We start from the raw sequence: 21,743 nt of genomic DNA, 5'->3' as shown, positions 1-21,743 counted from the left end.
TGATTGAATTTGATTAAATTTAGGGGAATAATATTCTTATGATAAGTCAAAGCGAAGGAGAGGAAATCATCACAAAGGAATCTATCGATCAAGAATTGGCAGAGAAAATGATGGTAGATGAAAAATTATTGGAGATGTTGGATAACATTCAATTATTTTTGATTGTAGGGTTAGTATGTTTAATGATTTATATAACCTATAAGCAGGTTACAGAATATTTTAAGCGGAAAAGAAAAGAAGAGGAGCGGTTATTAGATGATGAACATCGAAAATTGATGAAGAATTTTAATGAACGTGAGCAAGAAAATAAATAATTGATAACAAAAAAGCGACCTCATTGGAGGTCGCTTTTTTGTTATGATAAGTGATTAAATTATTCTTCGATAATTTGTTCTTGTGGTTCTGGTGCATTATGATCAATTGATTCTCCTGTACCTTCAATAATATCATTGTTATGAACTTGTTGGTACTGATGGAATCCCATTAGTGATGAACAATCCCAACGTGAATCAATATCACTTGGTTTTTCAAACTTATCGCTTGCTAATACACCAAATGTATTTCCTTTCGCATAAACCAATTGCATATAATAAGCCCAAATAGGTAGGGCAGTAGCAGCACCTTGCCCCATGGCTGTACTACCGAAGTGAGCTGCACGGTCTTCGTTACCAACCCAAACTCCTGTAACTAAATTAGGTGTTAATCCCATGTACCAACCATCAGAGTTTTCATTGGTTGTACCTGTTTTACCAGCAACTTCTGATGTGATGTTATAACGTGTACGAATCCAAGATCCTGTACCACCGTCAGATACACCTTTCATCAAGTCGATCATTGTATAGGCAACATATTCATTAACTACTTCACGTGTTGTTGGTGTATAGTCACGGATTACTTTACCTTGTTTATCTTCAATTCTTAAGATTAACTGAGGTTTGATGTAAATACCTCCATTGGCAAATGCACTTAATGCTCCAACCATTTCATATAAAGATAAATCAGCAGAACCTAAGGCAATTGTAGGGTCTTTTGTAATTGGAGACTCTACACCTAAATCGCGACACATTTGGATTACTGCATCTTCACCTGTTTGCATAATCAAACGAGCTGCAACAACATTTGTCGATTGAGCTAATGCGGTTCTTAAAGATTGTGAACCTCCGTATCGTCCATTCGCATTACGTGGTGACCATTTTCCAGGGATACGATCATTTGAAATGGTATGACAAGGTGTTAACCCTAATTGATTAATAGCTGTTGCATAAACAAATGGTTTGAATGTAGAACCAACTTGACGACGCGCTTGTTTTACGTGGTCAAATTTAAAATAATCCCAATTGATACCTCCAACCCAAGCTTTAATTGTACCATCTTTTGGGTCCATTGACATTAAACCGGCTTGTAAAATGTGTTTATGATAAATGATGGAATCCATTAAAGTTTGATCTTTCATGTATTTAACACCATCCCAAGTAAAGAATTTTACAGAGTCTTTCGGTGTATTGAAAGCCGTTTTAATCTCTTCATCTGTACTTCCATTCTCCTTCATTTTCTTATATAAATCAGTACGTTTTACCGCTTGATCTAATAAAGCATTACGTTTTGCATCAGTAATGTTGTAAAAAGGAGCCAATTTACGTCCACGTTGTTCCGCAAAGAATTTTTCTTGTAAACCTTTCAAATGCTTCTTAACAGCCTCTTCAGCCAATAATTGCATACGAGAGTCTAAGGTTACGTAAATCTTAAGACCATCTTTATCTAAATTGTATGTTTTTCCAGTTTCTTTTTCATAATCTACTAACCAATCCTCAATCTCTTTACGAAGAGCTGTTTTGAAGTAAGCTGAGTATGTTTCATCCTGTTCAGTGATGTATTGACGATCAGTTACCAAAGGCATTGCTTTATATTCATCACCTTGAGCCTTTGTTAGTTTGTTGTATTTCACCATTTGATCAATCACCAAGTTTCTTTTTTCTTTCGAAACTTCAGGGAATTTTAATGGGTTAAATGCAACGGGATTTTGAAACATCGAAACTAATGTTGCAGATTCTACAACATCCAATTCTTTTGTTGTTTTATTGAAGTAAACTTTTGCAGCAGACTCAATTCCTTTCGCTCCATAAATGAAGTCGAATTTATTGAAGTACATTGCAATAATCTCTTCTTTGGTATATAACTTCTCTAATTGAACTGAAGTTACCCATTCTTTGATTTTTTGTAAACCACGTTTCACAACATTAGATGCAGGATCTTTGGTATACAATTGCTTCGCTAACTGTTGGGTAATCGTTGATCCCCCTCCTGCCTCTCCTGCAGAAGTTACAGCACGCATTGCAGCTTTAGCATCAATTCCAGGGTGTTCGAAGAAACGAACATCTTCTTTCGCTAATAAAGCATCGACCAAATGAGGTGGTAAGTCTTTATAATCGACAGGAGTACGACGCTCAGTCTCAAAACGATCCAATAGGACACCATCTGAAGAAATAATTTCAGAGGATACATAAATGTCCGGATTTTCAAGATCACGTACATCAGGAATTTCACCTAGCCATCCATTGGATGCAGCCCAAAAAGTACCTGCGATTCCTAACACGACAGCAAAAAATCCTAACCAAAGTAGTTTAACCATTTTCCCGAAAAACGAACCTTGTTTTTTCGACTTAGTTACTTTTTTAGTATTGTTTTTGTTTTCCATTGTTATAATTAATCAACAGCTTGATCAACAATCAAACTGATATCTTCAATCCCTTTTAGTTTATCTGTTCTCATTCCGTGCCAAACTTTTAACTTGTAAGTTCCGGTATCTTTCACAGCTAAATTTTCACGAAACACCAACACCATTTCTTTTGTATTCATTCCTTTACCAATCCATGTTCCATCCGGATTTGCAATGTAATACTGTAATGTATCGACCATTTCATTTCCTTTAGGATCAATAAATTTTGTAAACAAATACACATTGCTGTATTCGTAATCGGTATTATTTCTAAAAACAAATCCAAGATTCACTTTACCCAATGTGGAATCTTTTACATCAAAAGTGTACTCGATAGGTTTTTTGCTTCCCCATTCTCCTTTGACATCTTTTGTTTCTTGGTAATAATGTTTGGATTCACAAGCAGTGAATAAAAACATTAAAAGCATTAAAAAACTACTGTTTCGGATGATCTGGTTTCGGTCCACGATTAAATCTTTTTTTGTTTTTATTCTTAGGCTTTTGACCTTCAGAATTTTGCTGATTCTGTGCAGGGTTAGCAGGTTTTGGCTGCTGTTTTGCTTGCTGATTCGCGTTATTCTGATTTGTATTCTTTGGTTCAGCAGTTGGATTCTGTCCTTGATTTTGCTGAGGTTTGTTTTGATTTGGATTTCTGCGTTGTTGATTTGGGTTTTTCTTCTTTGCAGTTCCTTGTTTTGCACCCTCATTCGCTGGAACATTCGTTGTTTTAGCCTCAGTATTTTGTTGAGGTTTATTTTGTTGATTGTTCTGGTTTTGAGGTTTTTTCTTGCGATTATTCGGTTTACGATTATTCGAATTTTTCTCAGGATTATCAGTCGAAGCTGGTTTAGCTTTTGCTGGTTGAGAATTCGAATTGTTGGCACCTGTTTTCGCTTTGATGCGTTTACGTTTTGTATGTTCTTTACGTTCAAAACGTTCTAATGAGTTTTCTTCAATAACATCAGCAAAATTTGGTTTTGTATCGACTACATTCTTCGCTAATTCTTCTAATGAATCAGTTTTTTTGCCAGCTTTATTGATTTCTAAAAACTCTTGTACATCTTCGATCGAGAATTTGTACCATAAAACACTTCCTTTTTCGTAAGCAAACCACATTTCTTTTTTGAATACATCAATTTTTACACAATGTGCAAAACCTTTTTCAGTCTCAAATTTACTTTCAATAGAAGGGAAATGATTCAATGCATCTAAATACGAATCCAATTCGAAATTTAAACAACATTTCAATTTACCACATTGCCCGGCCAATTTCTGAGAATTGATCGACAATTGTTGGTAACGTGCAGCAGCAGTACTTACAGAACGGAAGTCTGTTAACCATGTAGAACAGCATAACTCACGTCCACATGAACCAATTCCTCCAATTTTAGCAGCTTCTTGGCGATAACCAATTTGCTTCATTTCAATTCTTACCCCAAATTTGCCAGCGTAATCTTTGATCAATTGACGGAAATCTACACGACCTTCGGCCGTATAATAAAAGGTTACTTTTGCACCATCACCTTGGTATTCAACATCACAAATCTTCATTTCCAAATCTAGCTTTTTCGCCATGATTCGGGCATCGATCATTGTCTGTTTTTCTTTATCACGAAACTCTTGCCAAGTTTCAATATCTTTCTGATTCGCTTTACGATATACTTTTTTTACATCTTCAGCTTCCCATGAAAGATTTTTCTTTTTCATTTGGATTCTAACCAGCTCGCCCGTAAGCGTAACAATTCCGATATCATGTCCCGGAGTACCTTCAACAGCGATGATATCGCCTACGTTTAACGAAATTCCGTTTTCGTTTTTATAATAGAATTTTCGATCGTTTTTGAATCGAACCTCCACAAAATTGAATGGCTGTTGACCATTCGGTAGTTTCATGTTCGATAACCAGTCGAAAACTGATAATTTACCACATCCATCAGTACCACAGGCACCGTTATTGTTACATCCTTTCGGAAGGCCACTGCTAGAAGTTCCACAAGATCCACAAGCCATAACTTCTTATTTTTAAAATGACAACACAAAGGTAAAAAAAAAAAGTTCTGTTTTATGATTTATGTTACGTTGTCATTCGATCAGGAAAATTAGCCGAAAATCTCAGTTAATGAATAGGTTTGGTCCAATCTAACTCCTTTTTCGGTCATTTTCAAGGTCGCTATTTCATGTTCGAAATCGTGCTCGAAGAATAATAAATATTCGTTTTCGACCGCTTCAGTTAAAAATTTACCTTTTTCTTCGACAGTTAATAGTGGTCGTGTATCAAAACCAATGACATATATCAAAGGAATATTCCCAATGGTCGGTATTAAATCGGCGATATAAACAATCTTTTTTCCTTTGTAATGAATAATCGGAATCATCTGTTTATCCGTATGTCCATTGACAAATAAAACTTCAAATCCTAATGGTGTTTCGATTAAACGATCTTCTCCTTCTTTGGGAACGGATAACATTTTCAGTTGTCCACTTTCCTTGAGCGGAAGGATATTTTCTTTCAAGAATGAGGCTTTTTCTCTAGGATTCGGATGCACTGCCCAATCCCAATGGGCATCATTCGACCAAAATGTCGCATTTTTAAATGCAGGTTCTAAGAATTCTTTGTTCTGATTCCATTGAATTGCACCTCCACAATGGTCAAAATGCAAATGCGTTAAAAAAACGTCGGTAATATCATCGCGATGAAAACCATGCTTTGCTAAGGATAAGTCTAAGGTGGCATCTCCAAATAAATAATAAAACGAAAAGAATTTAGCGTCTTGTTTATTTCCGATTCCTGTATCAATCAAGATTAAGCGATCACCATCTTCAATCAATAAACAACGCATTGCAAGATTGATTAGGTTATTGGCATCAGCGGGATTGGTTTTATTCCAAATTGATTTCGGAACAATTCCAAACATGGCTCCTCCGTCTAATTTGAAGAAGCCTGTTTCAATAGAGTATAATTTCATTTTGTGGTATAATTCTATGGTTTAAAAAATATCTTGATTTCGTTCGAGCATCAAGATAGCGGTCTGAGGAACAATATAATATTTTTCATCTTCATACATAACCTCATAAGCATGTTTTAGTAAAAACACGGCTTCATCTCCTTCTTGAGCTTGCAATGGGATGTATTTGATTTCTTGTTCCTTTTTCCAAGGCTCTTGGTTGTCATCAATTGAAATGGCATATCCAGGGCCTGTTCGAACAATCAGTCCGGTTTGAATTTCTTCTTTGGATTGAACACCCGGAGGTAAAAATAAACCTGATTTGGTACGATTGGTCTCTGATTTTGGTTTAATCAGAACTCTGTCTCCTACAATGATTAAGTTTTTTATTTTCATTTCCATAACACGAAGATAAAAAATTACAATATTTTAAAATTAAAACACTATTATTCTATTGAAGACCTTAAATTTGCATAAAATTTAGATACTTAATCAATGGCAAAAGAAGTTCGCGTAAGATTTGCGCCAAGTCCAACAGGTGCATTACATATTGGAGGAGTACGTACGGCGTTATACAATTATCTTTTCGCAAAACATCATAATGGAAAATTCTTATTAAGAATTGAAGATACAGACCAAACACGTTATGTTGAAGGTGCTGAACAATATATTATTGATTCATTAAAATGGTTAGGTTTAACTCCTGACGAAGGTGTAGGAGTTGGAGGAGAATTTGCTCCATACCGTCAATCAGAACGTAAAGAAATTTACAAAAAATACGTTGAGGAGTTATTAGCAAACGGAAAAGCATATTACGCATTTGACACAGCTGAAGAATTAGATGCAGCACGTGCAAAAGCAGAAGAAAATAAAGAAACATTCATCTACAATTGGTCAACTCGTGGTCAATTAAAGAACTCGTTATCGTTATCAAAAGAAGAAACACAAGCATTATTAGATGCAAACACACCTTATGTGGTTCGTTTCATTATTGATGATACACGTACAGTTTTATTGGATGATATGATTCGTGGTAAAATTTCGATTGATGCATCAACGTTAGATGATAAAGTGTTATTTAAATCTGACGGAATGCCTACGTACCACTTAGCGAATATCGTGGATGACCATTTAATGGAAATTACACATGTGATTCGTGGAGAAGAATGGTTACCATCAATGGCTTTACACGAATTATTATACGATGCATTTGGATGGGAAGCTCCTCGTTTTGCACACTTACCATTAATCCTAAAACCAGAAGGTAAAGGAAAATTAAGTAAACGTGATGGAGACAAACATGGATTCCCAGTATTCCCAATGGAGTGGGTAACAGAGGAAGGAACTGCAAAAGGATATAAACAAGAAGGTTATTTTCCAGAAGCGGTGATTAATATGTTAGCATTATTAGGATGGAGTTCAGGAACAGATAAAGAGATGTATACCATGGATGAATTAATCCAAGATTTCTCTTTAGAAAAAGTTTCTAAATCAGGAGCTCGTTTTTCTCCAGATAAAGCCGTTTGGTTCAACAATCAATATTTACAACAAAAATCTGCTGCAGAATTATTACCAGCTTTCCAAGACGTTTTAACTGCAGAAGGAATTGGAACAAATGATGCTTTAGATACGCAAGTAATCGAATTATTAAAAGAGCGTGCAAACTTTGTAAAAGATATTTTTGAACAAGGGAAATTCTTTTATGTTGCTCCAACAGCATATGACGAAAAAGCAGCGAAAAAAGCGTTTAAAGAAGATTCAACTGAAATTTTAACGAAGTTTATTGACGTTTTAAATTCAACTGAATTTACAGCTGAAGCATTACACGATGCAATGGCTAATTTTGTAACTGCTCAAGAAATTGGTTTCGGTAAAATTGGAATGCCATTACGATTAAGTTTAGTTGGTGCATTACAAGGACCAGATGTTCCAGTCATTATGGCAATGTTAGGAAAGGATGAAACAATTGTTCGTATCAATAAGATTATTGAAGTATTAGGATAATACCAATAAAATAAAAAATTAAAAAAGCCATTAATTCAATTAGAATCAATGGCTTTTTTATAAAACTAAAATAAATAATGAAAAAATTATAAGTTGATTTTTGTAGGTTCTAATTGCTCCAATTCATCAGGTTTAAAAATTCTGTAATTCACTTTAAATGTCCTTCCTAATGGAATTTCCAAAGAGAATCCACCTGCACCAATAGCTTCGATCACATCCAATTCAAAATGTGCGTGTTTCCAATATTCAAAAAGATCTTTATCTACCCAAAATTCGCATTCTTCGATCGTTCCTATGCAAATATCTTTATAGCGTAGATAATATTCACCTTTCTTGAAACATTGGGGTTGCGTTCCTTCACAACATCCACCTGCTTGATAAAACATTAATTCACCGTGTAAATGTTTTAGTTCCTCGATGAGGGCTTTAGCAGTTGAAGTTGCATCTATTCTTGATATCATAATCGATAAGATTAAAAGAAGGCAAAATAAGTTTGCCTTCCTAATTTATTATTTAAAAGAATCCCATTTTTTTCTTGTTATAAGAAACTAACATGTTTTTTGCTTGTCGGTAATGATCCAACATAATTTTGTGATTCTCACGCCCAATACCGGATAATTTATAACCACCAAATGGAGCTCCTGCAGGATAATTATGATAGTTGTTTACCCAAACACGTCCAGCTTGAATTGCACGAGGGATTTGATACAATTGATGAGCATCTCTTGTCCATACTCCAGCTCCTAAACCGTAGATGGTATCGTTTGCTATTTCAATCGCTTCTGCTTCATCTTTAAAAGTGGTTACAGCTAACACTGGCCCAAAGATTTCTTCTTGGAATACGCGCATTTTATTGTGCCCTTTAAGAAGGGTCGGTTTAATGTAATATCCTGATTCACATTCCCCTTGCAATTGATTTGCACCACCGCCAGTTAAGACTTCTGCACCCTCTTCTTTTCCTAATTCGATGTAATTTAAAATTTTATCGTATTGAATTTGTGAAGCCTGTGCACCGATCATTGTGTCTGGATCCAAAGGATTTCCTGCTTTGATGGCTTTAACACGTTCTACGACTCTTTCTAAAAATTTATCAGCAATTGATTCTTGTACCAATAATCGAGAAGGACATGTACAAATTTCACCTTGGTTTAAAGCAAATAATACTGCACCTTCAATCGCTTTATCTAAGAAGTCGTCGTCATGATCCATGACCGATTCAAAGAAAACATTTGGTGATTTCCCACCCAATTCTAAAGTAACAGGAATGATATTTTCAGTTGCATATTGCATTACATAGCGACCAGTTGCAGTAGATCCTGTAAAGGCAGCCTTGGAAATTTTGGGGTTGGTTACTAATGGTCGTCCTAATTCAGAACCAAATCCATTCACCACATTTACTACCCCTGGAGGCAATATATCTCCAATAATTTCCATTAAAAACATGATTGAAATTGGAGTAGACTCTGCAGGTTTAAGAACAACACAGTTACCCGCCGCTAATGCTGGAGCCAATTTCCAAACAGCCATTAAAATTGGGAAGTTCCATGGGATAATCTGAGCAACCACTCCAATAGGTTCATAAACAATGATAGAGACCGTATCTTTATCCAATTCATTTAAAGACCCTTCTTCTGCACGAATTACTGAAGCAAAATATCTAAAATGATCAATAGCTAAAGGAATGTCTGCATTTAAAGTTTCTCGAACAGGTTTACCATTGTCGTAAGTTTCAACTGCTGCAATATCTTGAAGATGTTGCTCCATTCGATCTGCAATTTTATTTAACAAAAGACTTCTTTCCGTAGGAGATGTTTTACTCCATGTTTGGAAGGCTGCGTAGGCTGCATCTACCGCAAGGGTTAAATCTTCTTCTGAAGAATGAGCAGCTTTTGAAAATACTTTGCCTGTTAAAGGTGTGATTACATCAAAATATTTTCCATTTGCAGGAGGTGTAAATTTACCGTTAATGTAGTTGTCATATTTATCCTTTAATGAAGGAAGTTGTACTAAATTTCCCATAATTGATTGAGGTTTAGATTTTTAATTTGTTCTAATTTAGGATTTAATCATAAGAAAATATGTTTACAAAAAGTTAATTAACATTGGTATAAAATTTGTAAGTTTGTCGTGGTTTGATGAAACTCAAATCAACTTATATGGGGCTGACTGGTTTTGACAGCAAGTCCAATGTGTAAGTAAGCATGCAGTGACATGTTGTGTACTCACTTTAATCAGGCACTTCGACTTTTTAACTGGCAACGAAGAGTACGCTTTAGCTGCATAATCCGAATTATAGTAGGATACGCCACGTCTATACAAGGTATAGAAGCTGAATATCCCTCAGAAGCCTTGACTTACGGCGTCTGATCAAGGGATACGGGAAAGTAAGAATAGGAACCCTAGTGCATCGGATGGGTTCCGAGATTTTAGATGATAAGCGGATGACAGAGTGTTTGTTCTCAGGATTCCGTCGAAAATTAAGAACAAACTAAGCATGTAGAAAGCTTATGTGTTGCTTGTTTGGACGCGGGTTCGAATCCCGCCAGCTCCACTTTTTAATGGTTATTTAACCACAAAAAGCCTTATTTCAACGGAAATAGGGCTTTTTTTATGCCTTTTTATGTGTAATTGTGCACAACTAAACACATAAATAGAGAGACCCTATCGAGACCCTAAATTACGACTAAAATTAGGGTCTCGGCAAATTCATGAAATCCTTTATACAAAAGGGATACAGAAGAGTTTAATAACCTATTTTATAACTGTTTTATAGGCTGTATTAATAGCTGTTACGATAACCTATACAACATTCGAACATCTTGATTCTCATTCAAAAACCAATTAAATTTTTATTAACCATTAAAATTTGAATCAGATGAAACAAGATTTAAAACTTCACATTTACCCAAGAAGTGCCAAAGCCAATAAACAAGGGTTTTATCCTATTTATGTGCGCATTACATTAAATGGGAAGCGATGGGAATTCAGTACTAAAAAGTTTATCAATCCTAAAACATGGGATGCTAAAAACGCTAAAATCAAGTCTACTGTAACTGAAGCTAGTTCAATTAATAATTATCTCAATCAAATCAAAACACAAATTATTAATCTTGAAATAGAATATAACATCCGAAATCAAGAGATCACTTTAGATGATATTAAAAACTTATTTGCTCGTAAACAAGATGAGGTCGTTCGTATGATTGTACCCATCTTTAAATTACACAATGAACAAATATCAAAATTAGCAAACAAAGAATTTGCTCCTGGTACCATCCTACGTTATGAAACTACATTAAAGCATTTACAAGATTTCTTAAGACATAAATACAACGTGGAGGATATCTCTTTGGAGAAAATAGATCATGCTTTTATCATGGACTTTGACTTTTACTTTCGAACAGTTCGTAATTGCAATAATAATACTACAGTGAAGTATATTAAGAACTTCAAAAAGATCATCAATTATTGCTTGGCAAATGATTGGATTCAAAAAGACCCATTTGTTAATTATAAAGTGAAAATTGAAAAAGTTGAACGTATATTTCTTTCAGAAGAAGAGATCGTAAAAATTTATATACATGAGCATCCAGCAGAACGTTTAAACTTAGTACGTGATATATTTATTTTTTCATGTTATACCGGTTTGGCTTATGTCGATGTGGATAACCTCACAAAAAATCATATTGTAAAAGGGATTGATGGTCAATTATGGATTCATACTTATCGTCAAAAAACCTCAACCCCAACCAAAATTCCTTTATTGGATATCCCTTTAGAGATCATCAACAAATATCAAGATCATCCATTGTGTAAAGGAGGGAAGTTATTGCCTGTATTCAGCAATCAAAAAATGAATGTTTACTTAAAAGAAATTGCAGCTATTGCAGGAATCAACAAAGAACTAACTTTTCATTGTGCCAGACATACCTTTGCAACAACAGTCACATTATCCAATGGAGTACCGATTGAATCCGTTTCTAAAATGTTAGGTCATAATAGTATTACAACCACTCAACATTATGCGAGAATCACAGAACAGAAAATCAGCCATGATATGGAACATTTGAAGAATATATTTGATAAGAAGAAAAGTAAAGTAATATAGATAGAGAAACTCCCGATTGGGAGTTTTTTTATTTAGTATTGTTGATTTTAATCAATTTTATTAAATTGAAATTGAATTAATAAACTAATCAACTAAATGCCAATATGAGTGAATCACTAGTAAAAGTATTCAGCGAATTGGAAAATGAATTAGCTGAATTAAGACAACAAATTGTAGATGATTTCGAATTTTCTTCATCAGCCATGCAATTAACCGAAGATTATTTAACCATCATTGAAGAGAAATTGAAAGCCCATATTTTCAATTCGAAAGAAGATGAAATAATCTACTTCAAAACATACTTTCCTAAAATATTCAAATTATATTATCTCCATAAATCCATTGCAATGATCGAAAAGGAAAAGTACCTCACTTGTTTTACGAAAAGTGAAGAACTCCTTTTTTATACAAAATGTATTCAACGCATTAATAATATCTATGAAGATGAATTATTATTATTAAATGAATCAAAAGCCCTTTCTAATAAAAAGAAAAAGCGTTTATTCTTACGTAAGCATTACCGTTGGAGGCGTAATAATTTAAGTTGTGCACTGAATGAAAATTACATTACTAACTCTATATCTATTGCAATAGGCAAGAGAGAGTCTATACCAGAAGTGATTCAATACATAGAACATAAGATAAGTGTACTGAAAGAGTTTATTCATCAGAAGGATAATTCGAAGAAAGACAAAAAATATAATTTACGCTGGACTTCTTCTAAAGTCTTATTAGTTGAATTGATTTATGCCCTGTATTTAAGCAAAACAATTAATGATGGAAGAATCGAATTACAAGAATTAGTGGAATTCTTTGAAGATATATTTAATATTGATTTACATAATCATAATAACGTGATTCAAAATATAAAGGCTCGAAAATCAAACAAAACGAAGTTTATTGATTTACTCCGTGATCAATTAAATGCGAAGTTAATCGATTAAAAAAAGTCAATTTATATACTTATCTACTACCTACTTTATCTTACTTCATTTTTTATATCCTTTACAAACCTCATCATTAGGGATATTAATATTTTTCTTTATGTAGTTAATATAGAGTACATAAAAATATTTTTTCAACTGTTTGAAATTTGTTTCAGTCAAAAATTAAACCTCAAAACAAATGAAAAACAAGAAAAGATTACATCCAGAAGACATTTCATTTTTGAAAGATGAAATTGTAAAAGAACTTAAAATTGCATTAGAAAATAAAAGTTTAAACCGATGGGTACAATCCAATGAATGTTGTGATATTCTAGGAATCTCTAGATCAAAACTATTGGAGTTAAGAAACACGCATCAAATCCCATTTTCACAAATAGGTAAACATTACTACTATAGCCTAGATGATATCGAGAAACTTCTCGTCAAGAATAAAGTTAGTGCGCATCGAATATAGATATTGCTTTCATTTGGTTTAGGTTGGTTATTTAAGGCAGGTTTAATTACGACAAATAAGTAATAATCCTGCCTTTATTTTTCCTCGTCAGTTCGAGTAATTTTCGTTGCTCCAGCAAAAGAAAATTGTATCGAGAAGTAAGACGACAAACCAACCACCAATCACTAAAATCTAATCTCAAACGTAAAACATACTACGTATAACTTAAAACATTTTATACATGAATTACATCAAACACTTATCATTCTTCTTTCAAAAAGTACAAAGTGATCCAGATATATCACCAAGTCAAATCTCGATTTATTTAGCATTATTCAATACATGGAACAGGCATCAATTCTCTAATCCAATCGTAGTCATTCGTGATGAAATCATGCGTTTAAGTAAGATCATGTCTAAAAGCACGTATCATCGCTCCATGAAGATCTTACATGATAATGGATATATCATTTACGAACCTTCTTACAATCCATTTTTAGGGAGTAAAGTGTATCTCATTGATTTTACAAAATCAGCACAGTTTTCAAAACGTAGGAGTTCAAAAAATAATCAAGTCAATAACACAGATATAAAACAGAGCAGTACACAAAATGATACGGCTTTAGATACAGCGAATGATAAAGGGAACGAGCCTTTTATAAAACATATAAACAATAAAACAATAAACAATAATAATTGTTTATCTAAACCTAACGATAAAAGTGATCAACAGTCTGAAATAAAATCAAGTGAAAAATCTAATATCCCAACATTGGATGAAGCAAAAGAATATTTTCAAGAAAAAGGAAAGCCCATGCTTGATGCAGAAAAATTCTTTTATTATTTCGAGTCGGTTGGCTGGCTAGTAGGAGGAAAGACTAAAATGAAAAATTGGAAAGCAGCTGCAAACAATTGGATGATTAATGCTTCACAATACACACATTATTCACGATTTACAGCCCAAAAACCATTAGATACATCCATCAACAAACGATACGACGAACCATTATAACCAAATTGTAATGCTATGATCAATTATCAAAAACTTTTATTTCATTTAGAACAACAAGGAAGAAAATACATTCATCCAGGATATACTTTCCATAAAGAAGATTTTCCGTTTATTGTACGTTTAGCTGCTTATTTCTTGCATGATGAAGAGAAATGTCAAGAGCTACAAATGGATTTAAGTAAAGGGATTTTATTAACTGGTCCAATCGGAATTGGGAAAACAACTTGGTTCCGTTTAATGCAACGCATCATGGTTAAAGAACAGAAGTTCTATTATACTACATGCAGAGATGTGTCATTCGAATTTATCAAAGAAGGATACAATACTATCGATAAATACAGTAAAGGTATTCCTTTCGATTTTCCAATGAAAAACATTTGCTTTGATGATCTTGGAACAGAAAACAATATCAAATATTTCGGTAACGAATGTAATGTAATGGCTGAGGTTATCCTTAGCCGTTACGACCTATTCATGAACCTCAACATCAAAACACACATCACAACTAATCTATCTGCTTCCGAAATCGAAAAGTATTACACCGAACGTGTCCGCTCTCGTTTACGACAGATGATGAATGTTCTTTCTGTTCCTGCGGATAGGAAGGATAAGAGAATCTAAAAATAATTTTATATTCGCATTAAATTATATATTTAAAAACTTATAAATGAAAATTAAATTACTATTCTTACTTCTATGTGTAGGTTCAATAACTTTTGGACAAAAAAAAGAATATGACAAAAAATTAATTGGTTGTTTTAAAGGATCTGAGCAAAACAAACAAGTAGATGGTATTTCTAAATATTGGATTTCTTGTCGATTTGAAAAAGGATTAAGTGTTCTTAATTTTATAACAATCGATGAAGATGGTGATGTAGAACAATTTACTGAGAATGGAAATTGGTGGACAAATGATGGAAAATATTATGAATACCATAAAACAAGTAATCTAACAGATATTTACACTTACCAAACACTTAAAAATGGTGATATAGCTTTTAAAGCAATAAAGATTATTGGTGAAGATAATAACACATACGAATTTATTGATTATAAGATTCAAGAAGATTAATAATTAAAGATAAAAATAAACTCCAACCTCAACTCCCCAGTTGAGGTTTTTTATTAATACTCTTTCAAAGAAAGCTTAGATAACTTCTTCAATCGTTTAAAATAATCATCCCATAATTTATCCTCATCATGGTTTACAGGATTAGTCCTATCGTTATACAAGTAAACTTGATAGATTTCACCTTGTTCATTTCGTAGTATACCTCTCTCTGCATCAAATGCAATTTCTAATAAAAGTTTTTCGGATAATCCATTGTACTTTGCTCGGATAGGTAAATGATTAAATAAACCTTGTCTTACACTTTCGTGCTCTCGTATAGTAAAACCTAAAGGTTGATATTCTCGATTAAATACAGCCCATTCATTTTTGTCATTTTTTATCAAACCATACGGTAAATTAACTTTAAAAAATTTGTCAAGCATTTTAATAAAATATTTAGTATTAACAATTAAAATTTAATGTTTTATCTAATATAAAAATTTTCTTTTAATAGATATTGATATTAGTATTCTAAATACTTTTACTAAACTTTTCCTTAATTTTACCATTCAACAAATAAAGTCCTCAACTAACTTTCAATGAAGAAAGCAGAAATTCAACATAACCTAGATACAATCGCCCAAAATATAGACCAAGAAAACTTTATTTACGATTTCTTAGCCTCATTTGGGTTATCAAAAACAACAATCACTCGTCTAAAAAAAGGAGACTATAACCTTTCTAAAAATGAAGGCGAATTATTCTACAAAGGCAAAATATTCTTCAAAGTAGAAAAACAAGCCAATCTTTTAAATCTAATCGATGACTTAGCAAAAGACGAGAAAATCAAAAAACAGAAACCTCGTTTCATTGTTGTAACTGATTTTGAAACCATTTTTGCTATAGATACCAAATTAGGCAACAACAAAGAATTTCAAATTCAAGAGTTAGGTGAACAAACAGATTTCTTCTTACCACTTTCTGGAGCCGAAATTTATCGTGTAAGCAACGATAATAAATTAGACCGTGATGCCGCGTACAAATTAGGGGAACTATACGATATCTTAATTGCGGATAATCCAGAATGGGTAGCCAACGGAAGTCACAACCTAAACATATTCTTATCGCGTTTACTATTTTGTTTTTTCGCAGAGGATACGGGAATTTTCGAGCAGAAAAGTATTTTCACCGAAGCCTTAGTTAACAATACAGTAAAAGATGGTTCAGATGTAGATCTATTTTTATCTACACTGTTCCGTAAATTAAATACACCGAATGGCCAAGGGACTTTTCCATCACATTTAAACAATTTCCCTTATGTAAATGGAGGTTTATTTCGTGATGATATCCAATGTCCTAAATTCTCAAAAAAAGCACGTCAAATTTTAATCGATTCTGGCGAGTTAGATTGGTCCGAAATTAATCCGGATATCTTCGGATCAATGATTCAAGCAGTTGCTGATCCTGCCGAACGTAACAACTTAGGGATGCACTATACATCAGTAGTCAATATCCTAAAGTTAATCAAACCTTTATTTTTAGACGATTTATACGAGGAGTTCGAAAAAAATAAAGGCAACGTCAAAAAGTTAGAAGCATTATTAGACAGATTGGGGAAAATAAAATTCTTCGACCCTGCCTGTGGTAGTGGGAACTTCTTAATCATTACCTACAAAGAATTACGTAACCTCGAGATTCAAATTATTAAAGAGTTAATAGACCTAAATACAACCCAACGTAAGATCTATTTCTCTGAAATTAAATTGGCTCAATTCTACGGCATCGAAATCAAAGATTTTGCACACGAAATGGCGATTCTTTCACTTTGGTTAGCAGAACACCAAATGAACCAAGTCTTCGAACAGGAGTTATTAGATTACGGAAAATCAAATCCTATTCTGCCATTACAACAAAGTGGGAACATTACCCAAGGGAATGCAGCGCGTGTAGATTGGGAACAGGTGTGTCCAAAAGAAACAAACGACGAAGTGTACATCATCGGGAATCCACCGTATTTGGGGAGTAGAAACCAAGATGCAGAGCAAAAATCAGATATGGAGTTAGTTTTTAAAAAAGACTATAAAAGTTTAGATTATGTATCCATTTGGTTTTATAAAGGAGCTAAATACATTGAGGGGATAAATGCACAATTAGCATTTGTTTCGACCAATTCTGTTTGTCAAGGGTTATTGGTTGCATTAACTTGGCCACGTATTTTAACAGATAAATTAGAAATTGGTTTTGCATATCAATCATTTAAATGGATAAATAATGCAAAAGGAAATGCTGGTGTAACGGTAATTATTGTTGGATTAAGAAATATCTCAAATAAACCGAAATTTATATACAATGATTCAATAGCAAAGGAAGTTAAAAATATTAATTCATATTTAATTGAAGGCAATAATATTTTTATTGAACAGCAAAATAAATCTATATCAAATTTCCCTCCAATGAATTTTGGTAATATGCCTGCTGATGGAGGTAATTTATTATTTACACCAATAGAGAAACAAGAACTGATATTAAGAAGTCCAATAACAGAAAAATATTTTAAAAAAGTAATTGGTTCTACTGAATTAATTAATGGAATTGAAAGATGGTGTCTGTGGTTTGAAAATGAAGATTATAATGAGTTAAATAAAGTAGATGAATTAAAAAATATTTTTGATAAAATTAGGGAAACAAGAGGGAAATCATCGAGACCTAAATTGGCTGAAATACCACATTTATTTGCTCAAATAACTCAAAATACAGATAAAGATTTTATTATTATCCCAAGTGTTTCTTCAGAAAGAAGAGAATATATTCCTATTGATTTTTTATCAAAAGATAATATTTCAACTAATCTATGTATGATAGTCTCTGATGCTCAACCTTGGCTGTTCGGTGTACTCCATTCAAAAATGCACATGGTTTGGGTAGACGCTGTAGGTGGTAAATTAAAAACAGATTATCGTTACTCAGCGAAACTATGTTACAATACTTTTCCATTTCCTACATTAAGCGAAAAGAAAAAAGAAACCATCAACCAATATGTATTTAGCATATTAGATGAACGTGCCAAATACCCAGAAAAAACATTGGCGTGGTTATACAATCCCGAAACAATGCCTGCGGGATTAAAACAAGCACACAAAGAATTAGACGAAGCCATCGAACGCATCTACCGTTTAGCGCCTTTCAATTCAGACGAAGAACGTTTAGAATACTTATTCAAACTGTACGACGAAATGACCTCGAAAGAAACTTTGTTTGCGAAACCTAAAAAGACAGCAAAAAAGAAATAGTGAAAAAATGGAGCATTTAATAGTGAAAAGGCAAATTACATACTCTTGTATATTTCCTAATGGGAATGACAATCTAAATGAATTAATTAAAATAATACCTTCGAAAAGTGCTATTAAATGGCTTACATATTTATTATTAAAAAAAAATTTACAGACAAATAATCAAGATGAATTTCATTTTCTTATTCCTCTTTTATTTAATATGAACAAAAAATTACAGCATGTAATTAGTAAATATTTAGAGTTTATAAATAATGAAATAAGTAATTATCAATTTATAGATAAAACGGCTATACTTATTCTAATTGAATATATTTTAGAAAACCATAATGATATAGATGTAGAAGTACTTGAATCAAAAGATGATTTTTCAAATCTATTTATAGCTTATTTAATATGTTGTGATGAAAGAATTAAGTATTCATCAGAAAATTTAATGAATATTAAAGATGCTGAATCGCAAGTTTTACACCATTTACCAGAGCAATTAAAAATCAATGATATAATATTTCCTAAAGATTATAGAGTTGAATTTATACGATTTTATTCCTTTATGATTTTCTGTAAAGAAGATCCTGAATTTAAAGAATATTTAAATCTATTCCTAGAAGAAAATAAAATTGAAAAATGGGAAGATTATTTAATTTTTATCTTGGATACTTATCTCAAAATTGTTACTAATAAAGATGGTGCTTCAAATTTGATACAAATAAATCCAAATACTTATTATGGTAAAAAGTTTTTAGATTCAATGAGTGTTGATATTAAGAACTTTAAACGAACTCCAGATTTTATTGGATTAAGAAGTAAACCTGTCTATAATTACGGTAATAATCTATACAGTATTATTTCATCTAAGTTTTTCATAGATAAAATGTTCCAAAGTTTTTTATTTGATTTTGCATCTATATTAAAAGGTAAAAGCAAAATCAAAAATTATCCTCAACTAAAACAATTGGTAGGTGAACGATTTACAGAAAAATATCTTTTTTATGAAATTATGAAAGGTTGCTTTTCTAATAATTATAAAAAACTTTTTTCAGGGGAAGTGTTAAAAAGAACTTTAGTAGATGGTGAGCCTGATTTTTATATTAGAAAAGGAAAAAATATATTTCTTTTTGAATTTAAAGATGTTATGTTAAGTGCTGATATTAAAAATTGTGGTCATTTAGAAAGAATAAACAATGAAATATTACAAAAATTTGAACTTAGCACATCGAATAAACCTAAAGGAATTACTCAATTGTTAAATGTTATAGAAAATAAATTATCTTCCATTCTTAATGAATATGACAATTTTGAAGTATTAGATAAATTGAATGTGTATCCTATTGTTATTTATCAAGATTCTAATTTTGATATTGAAGGGGTAAGATATTTACTAAACAATAGATTTAGCTTATTAAAGAAAGATAGAGTGATTTCTGAAGATTATTTAATCAAAGATTTTATAATGTTACCCCTCGAAACCTTAATTAAGCTAGAGGATTATTTTAAAGATGGTACAATTATTCTGAACGATCTTATTGATAACTATATAATGGAAATCCAAAAGTCTGAACAAAATAAATTACTTCCTTTCAATAAATATGTAATGAGAGTAGCCCAAGGGAAAGGATATAAAGAAAAGATGAGTTCAAGATTTGGAGATATTATTAATTCACTTCAATAAAAAAAGTATAAATAATCCTATAAATCAATGTGTTTTGTGTATTTAAAAATAGATTTGATAAGTGACTTAAATGTAATAATCGTTTAGCACCTTTCAATTCAGACGAAGAACGTTTAGAATACTTATTCAAACTATACGACGAAATGACCTCGAAAGAATCCCTATTCGCTAAACCAAAAAAGACAACAAAAAAGAAATAAATAAATTTTGGTTACAATAAATAAGATATTTATGTAAGCAAAAAAGTTTGATAACAGAAATTGTAAGCAAACTTTGTTGTTTACATTTTTTAAACAAAAGTTGTAATCAAATCTTTTTGGTTACAACTTTTGTAATCAAAAAGATTTGATTGTTGTTTTTGATTGTATTTTGTAATCAAACACTATTGTTTACATAATTTTAAGTATATTTGAATACAATAAGATAGAAAATGGATTTTAATATAGATAATGCAGTAAAATATCACTACAATAATTTTCCTCCTCAAAATATTAACTACGCAGTTTTTATTCAAGAATTAGTAAAGGCAACAGATGCACTTGCTCGTTTTGATCAAATGCTTAAAAACTTACACAATACCGAAATACTTTTGGCTCCATTAAGAAATCAAGAAGCCGTAATATCTTCTCGTATTGAGGGTACGATTAGTACAATGGACGAAATTATGTTGTATGAAGCAGATAACGAAGGGCAAGAAAATCCAAATGTTAAAGCAGATGTCATTGAGACCATCTTATATCAGCGAGCGTTAAAAAATGCACAGAACGCATTAGAAAATGGATATAATTTTTCAATTAGCTTCATCAAACAAATGCACCAACAATTACTGTACTTAGGAAGAGGAGCTAACAAATCTCCTGGCGAATTTAAAAAAGAACAAAATTATTTAGCCGATACGCGTAAGAAAGAAATTCAATTTATTCCAATCAATCCAGAAAACTTAGATCAAGGATTAGAAAATCTATTTGAGTACATTAAAACCTGTGATTTACCACCTCTAATTAAAACTGCAATTATGCATTTAGAGTTTGAAGCACTGCATCCTTTTAAAGATGGGAATGGGCGTATTGGACGAATGCTAATAACTCTTAATTTGTGGCAAGAAAAAATTCTTTCACAACCTCATTTTTATATCAGTGGATATTTCGAAGAAAACAAAGACGAATACATCGAACAAATGCGCGAGGTTTCTCGTTCAAACGATTGGAACCAATGGATTAAGTTTTTCTTAAATGCTGTAGAAAGTCAAGCAATTCGTAACCTAGAAATTGCAGAAAGTATCAAAAACTTATACGAAACAACGAAAACAGAATTTTCAGATATATTATCCTCTAAATGGAATATGGAGATTTTAGATTTTATATTCACGTATCCAGTATTTAGAAATAATAAATTCGTCAACACGACTAAAATACCAAATGCTACAGCTGTTTTAATCATAAAAAAATTAGAAGAAAATGGGTATTTAGTTTTAAGAGAAAAAGCGGCTGGTAGAAGAGCTGCCCTTTATTCTTTCGAACCTTTAATGAAATTAGTACGTGTATAATATAATTTCGTAACTCAAT

19 protein-coding genes and 1 other RNA gene are annotated in these 21,743 nt (G+C 32.3%); 12 read left to right on the top strand and 8 right to left on the bottom strand.

What is annotated here, in order from left to right; genetic code table 11:
• Positions 1-38: 38 nt before the first annotated feature.
• A complete protein-coding gene (locus AC1QSP_RS09615; protein WP_484078512.1) occupies positions 39-314 on the top strand; it encodes a hypothetical protein in 276 nt (91 codons plus the stop codon).
• A 59-nt stretch (positions 315-373) separates the two neighbouring features.
• Here the strand turns inward: AC1QSP_RS09615 and AC1QSP_RS09610 are convergent, their stop codons facing one another.
• From AC1QSP_RS09610 to AC1QSP_RS09590, 5 genes are all read right to left on the bottom strand, one after another.
• Positions 374-2,695, bottom strand: coding sequence for a transglycosylase domain-containing protein (locus AC1QSP_RS09610; protein ID WP_484078511.1), 2,322 nt, complete (start codon positions 2,693-2,695; stop codon positions 374-376).
• Positions 2,696-2,703: 8 nt separating this feature from the next.
• Positions 2,704-3,135 carry a gliding motility lipoprotein GldH gene (locus tag AC1QSP_RS09605; RefSeq protein WP_484078510.1) on the bottom strand — a complete coding sequence of 144 codons (432 nt, stop codon included), beginning with the start codon at positions 3,133-3,135 and terminating at the stop codon, positions 2,704-2,706.
• A 16-nt stretch (positions 3,136-3,151) separates the two neighbouring features.
• Positions 3,152-4,726 (bottom strand): PSP1 domain-containing protein, encoded by a 1,575-nt coding sequence (locus tag AC1QSP_RS09600; protein WP_484078509.1) that lies wholly within the window; start codon positions 4,724-4,726, stop codon positions 3,152-3,154.
• Positions 4,727-4,815: 89 nt separating this feature from the next.
• A complete protein-coding gene (locus AC1QSP_RS09595) occupies positions 4,816-5,682 on the bottom strand; it encodes an MBL fold metallo-hydrolase (protein ID WP_322971510.1) in 867 nt (288 codons plus the stop codon).
• A 21-nt stretch (positions 5,683-5,703) separates the two neighbouring features.
• Complete coding sequence (locus AC1QSP_RS09590) at positions 5,704-6,063, bottom strand: co-chaperone GroES (RefSeq protein ID WP_322971511.1); 360 nt, start codon at positions 6,061-6,063, stop codon at positions 5,704-5,706.
• A gap of 93 nt (positions 6,064-6,156) precedes the next feature.
• Here AC1QSP_RS09590 and gltX point away from each other — a divergent pair, with 93 nt between their 5' ends.
• Positions 6,157-7,665, top strand: a complete 1,509-nt coding sequence (gene gltX, locus AC1QSP_RS09585) for a glutamate--tRNA ligase (protein WP_484078508.1) — start codon at positions 6,157-6,159, stop codon at positions 7,663-7,665.
• A gap of 86 nt (positions 7,666-7,751) precedes the next feature.
• On the opposite strand, the gene AC1QSP_RS09580 is transcribed toward gltX, so the two are convergent.
• Together AC1QSP_RS09580 and AC1QSP_RS09575 are read right to left on the bottom strand one after the other, a co-directional pair.
• The gene (locus tag AC1QSP_RS09580) at positions 7,752-8,126 is read right to left on the bottom strand and encodes a DUF779 domain-containing protein (RefSeq protein ID WP_484078507.1); all 375 of its coding nucleotides are present in this window, start codon (positions 8,124-8,126) and stop codon (positions 7,752-7,754) included.
• A gap of 52 nt (positions 8,127-8,178) precedes the next feature.
• A complete protein-coding gene (locus tag AC1QSP_RS09575; protein WP_484078506.1) occupies positions 8,179-9,684 on the bottom strand; it encodes an aldehyde dehydrogenase family protein in 1,506 nt (501 codons plus the stop codon).
• A 139-nt stretch (positions 9,685-9,823) separates the two neighbouring features.
• Between AC1QSP_RS09575 and ssrA the strand changes: the two genes are divergently transcribed.
• The 7 genes from ssrA to AC1QSP_RS09540 all read left to right on the top strand — a co-directional run bounded on the left by ssrA (position 9,824) and on the right by AC1QSP_RS09540 (position 15,237).
• Positions 9,824-10,219, top strand: a transfer-messenger RNA (tmRNA) gene (gene ssrA, locus AC1QSP_RS09570).
• Positions 10,220-10,540: 321 nt separating this feature from the next.
• Positions 10,541-11,773 (top strand): site-specific integrase, encoded by a 1,233-nt coding sequence (locus AC1QSP_RS09565; RefSeq protein ID WP_484078505.1) that lies wholly within the window; start codon positions 10,541-10,543, stop codon positions 11,771-11,773.
• Between the two features lie 104 nt (positions 11,774-11,877).
• Complete coding sequence (locus AC1QSP_RS09560; protein WP_484078504.1) at positions 11,878-12,717, top strand: RteC domain-containing protein; 840 nt, start codon at positions 11,878-11,880, stop codon at positions 12,715-12,717.
• Between the two features lie 181 nt (positions 12,718-12,898).
• Complete coding sequence (locus AC1QSP_RS09555) at positions 12,899-13,174, top strand: helix-turn-helix domain-containing protein (protein ID WP_484078503.1); 276 nt, start codon at positions 12,899-12,901, stop codon at positions 13,172-13,174.
• 220 nt (positions 13,175-13,394) lie between these two features.
• Positions 13,395-14,165, top strand: a complete 771-nt coding sequence (locus AC1QSP_RS09550) for a transcriptional regulator (RefSeq protein ID WP_484078502.1) — start codon at positions 13,395-13,397, stop codon at positions 14,163-14,165.
• Positions 14,166-14,180: 15 nt separating this feature from the next.
• A complete protein-coding gene (locus AC1QSP_RS09545; RefSeq protein WP_484078501.1) occupies positions 14,181-14,786 on the top strand; it encodes an ATPase in 606 nt (201 codons plus the stop codon).
• 46 nt (positions 14,787-14,832) lie between these two features.
• Positions 14,833-15,237: a hypothetical protein gene (locus tag AC1QSP_RS09540; protein ID WP_484078500.1), complete on the top strand. Its 405-nt coding sequence runs from the start codon at positions 14,833-14,835 to the stop codon at positions 15,235-15,237.
• Between the two features lie 53 nt (positions 15,238-15,290).
• On the opposite strand, the gene AC1QSP_RS09535 is transcribed toward AC1QSP_RS09540, so the two are convergent.
• Positions 15,291-15,659: a hypothetical protein gene (locus tag AC1QSP_RS09535; protein WP_484078499.1), complete on the bottom strand. Its 369-nt coding sequence runs from the start codon at positions 15,657-15,659 to the stop codon at positions 15,291-15,293.
• 156 nt (positions 15,660-15,815) lie between these two features.
• On the opposite strand from AC1QSP_RS09535, the gene AC1QSP_RS09530 reads away from it, so the two are divergent.
• The 3 genes from AC1QSP_RS09530 to AC1QSP_RS09520 all read left to right on the top strand — a co-directional run bounded on the left by AC1QSP_RS09530 (position 15,816) and on the right by AC1QSP_RS09520 (position 21,724).
• Positions 15,816-18,506, top strand: coding sequence for a class I SAM-dependent DNA methyltransferase (locus AC1QSP_RS09530; RefSeq protein ID WP_484078498.1), 2,691 nt, complete (start codon positions 15,816-15,818; stop codon positions 18,504-18,506).
• Positions 18,507-18,513: 7 nt separating this feature from the next.
• Positions 18,514-20,178, top strand: a complete 1,665-nt coding sequence (locus tag AC1QSP_RS09525; RefSeq protein WP_484078497.1) for a hypothetical protein — start codon at positions 18,514-18,516, stop codon at positions 20,176-20,178.
• Positions 20,179-20,608: 430 nt separating this feature from the next.
• Entirely contained in the window at positions 20,609-21,724 is a 1,116-nt protein-coding gene (locus AC1QSP_RS09520) for a Fic family protein (RefSeq protein ID WP_484078496.1), read from the top strand.
• Positions 21,725-21,743: the final 19 nt, after the last annotated feature.

This window comes from Faecalibacter sp. (assembly GCF_057177045.1).
The sequence above is the reverse complement of the archived record's forward strand: the minus strand, read 5'-3'. Positions and strand labels throughout refer to the sequence as shown.

Bases quoted from the DNA above. Each gene is read 5' to 3' on its own strand.
- AC1QSP_RS09615 (WP_484078512.1), top strand. From the start codon at position 39: ATGATAAGTCAAAGCGAAGGAGAGGAAATCATCACAAAGGAATCTATC.
- AC1QSP_RS09610 (WP_484078511.1), bottom strand. From the start codon at position 2,695: ATGGAAAACAAAAACAATACTAAAAAAGTAACTAAGTCGAAAAAACAA.
- AC1QSP_RS09605 (WP_484078510.1), bottom strand. From the start codon at position 3,135: ATGTTTTTATTCACTGCTTGTGAATCCAAACATTATTACCAAGAAACA.
- AC1QSP_RS09600 (WP_484078509.1), bottom strand. From the start codon at position 4,726: ATGGCTTGTGGATCTTGTGGAACTTCTAGCAGTGGCCTTCCGAAAGGA.
- AC1QSP_RS09595 (WP_322971510.1), bottom strand. From the start codon at position 5,682: ATGAAATTATACTCTATTGAAACAGGCTTCTTCAAATTAGACGGAGGA.
- AC1QSP_RS09590 (WP_322971511.1), bottom strand. From the start codon at position 6,063: ATGGAAATGAAAATAAAAAACTTAATCATTGTAGGAGACAGAGTTCTG.
- gltX (WP_484078508.1), top strand. From the start codon at position 6,157: ATGGCAAAAGAAGTTCGCGTAAGATTTGCGCCAAGTCCAACAGGTGCA.
- AC1QSP_RS09580 (WP_484078507.1), bottom strand. From the start codon at position 8,126: ATGATATCAAGAATAGATGCAACTTCAACTGCTAAAGCCCTCATCGAG.
- AC1QSP_RS09575 (WP_484078506.1), bottom strand. From the start codon at position 9,684: ATGGGAAATTTAGTACAACTTCCTTCATTAAAGGATAAATATGACAAC.
- AC1QSP_RS09565 (WP_484078505.1), top strand. From the start codon at position 10,541: ATGAAACAAGATTTAAAACTTCACATTTACCCAAGAAGTGCCAAAGCC.
- AC1QSP_RS09560 (WP_484078504.1), top strand. From the start codon at position 11,878: ATGAGTGAATCACTAGTAAAAGTATTCAGCGAATTGGAAAATGAATTA.
- AC1QSP_RS09555 (WP_484078503.1), top strand. From the start codon at position 12,899: ATGAAAAACAAGAAAAGATTACATCCAGAAGACATTTCATTTTTGAAA.
- AC1QSP_RS09550 (WP_484078502.1), top strand. From the start codon at position 13,395: ATGAATTACATCAAACACTTATCATTCTTCTTTCAAAAAGTACAAAGT.
- AC1QSP_RS09545 (WP_484078501.1), top strand. From the start codon at position 14,181: ATGATCAATTATCAAAAACTTTTATTTCATTTAGAACAACAAGGAAGA.
- AC1QSP_RS09540 (WP_484078500.1), top strand. From the start codon at position 14,833: ATGAAAATTAAATTACTATTCTTACTTCTATGTGTAGGTTCAATAACT.
- AC1QSP_RS09535 (WP_484078499.1), bottom strand. From the start codon at position 15,659: ATGCTTGACAAATTTTTTAAAGTTAATTTACCGTATGGTTTGATAAAA.
- AC1QSP_RS09530 (WP_484078498.1), top strand. From the start codon at position 15,816: ATGAAGAAAGCAGAAATTCAACATAACCTAGATACAATCGCCCAAAAT.
- AC1QSP_RS09525 (WP_484078497.1), top strand. From the start codon at position 18,514: ATGGAGCATTTAATAGTGAAAAGGCAAATTACATACTCTTGTATATTT.
- AC1QSP_RS09520 (WP_484078496.1), top strand. From the start codon at position 20,609: ATGGATTTTAATATAGATAATGCAGTAAAATATCACTACAATAATTTT.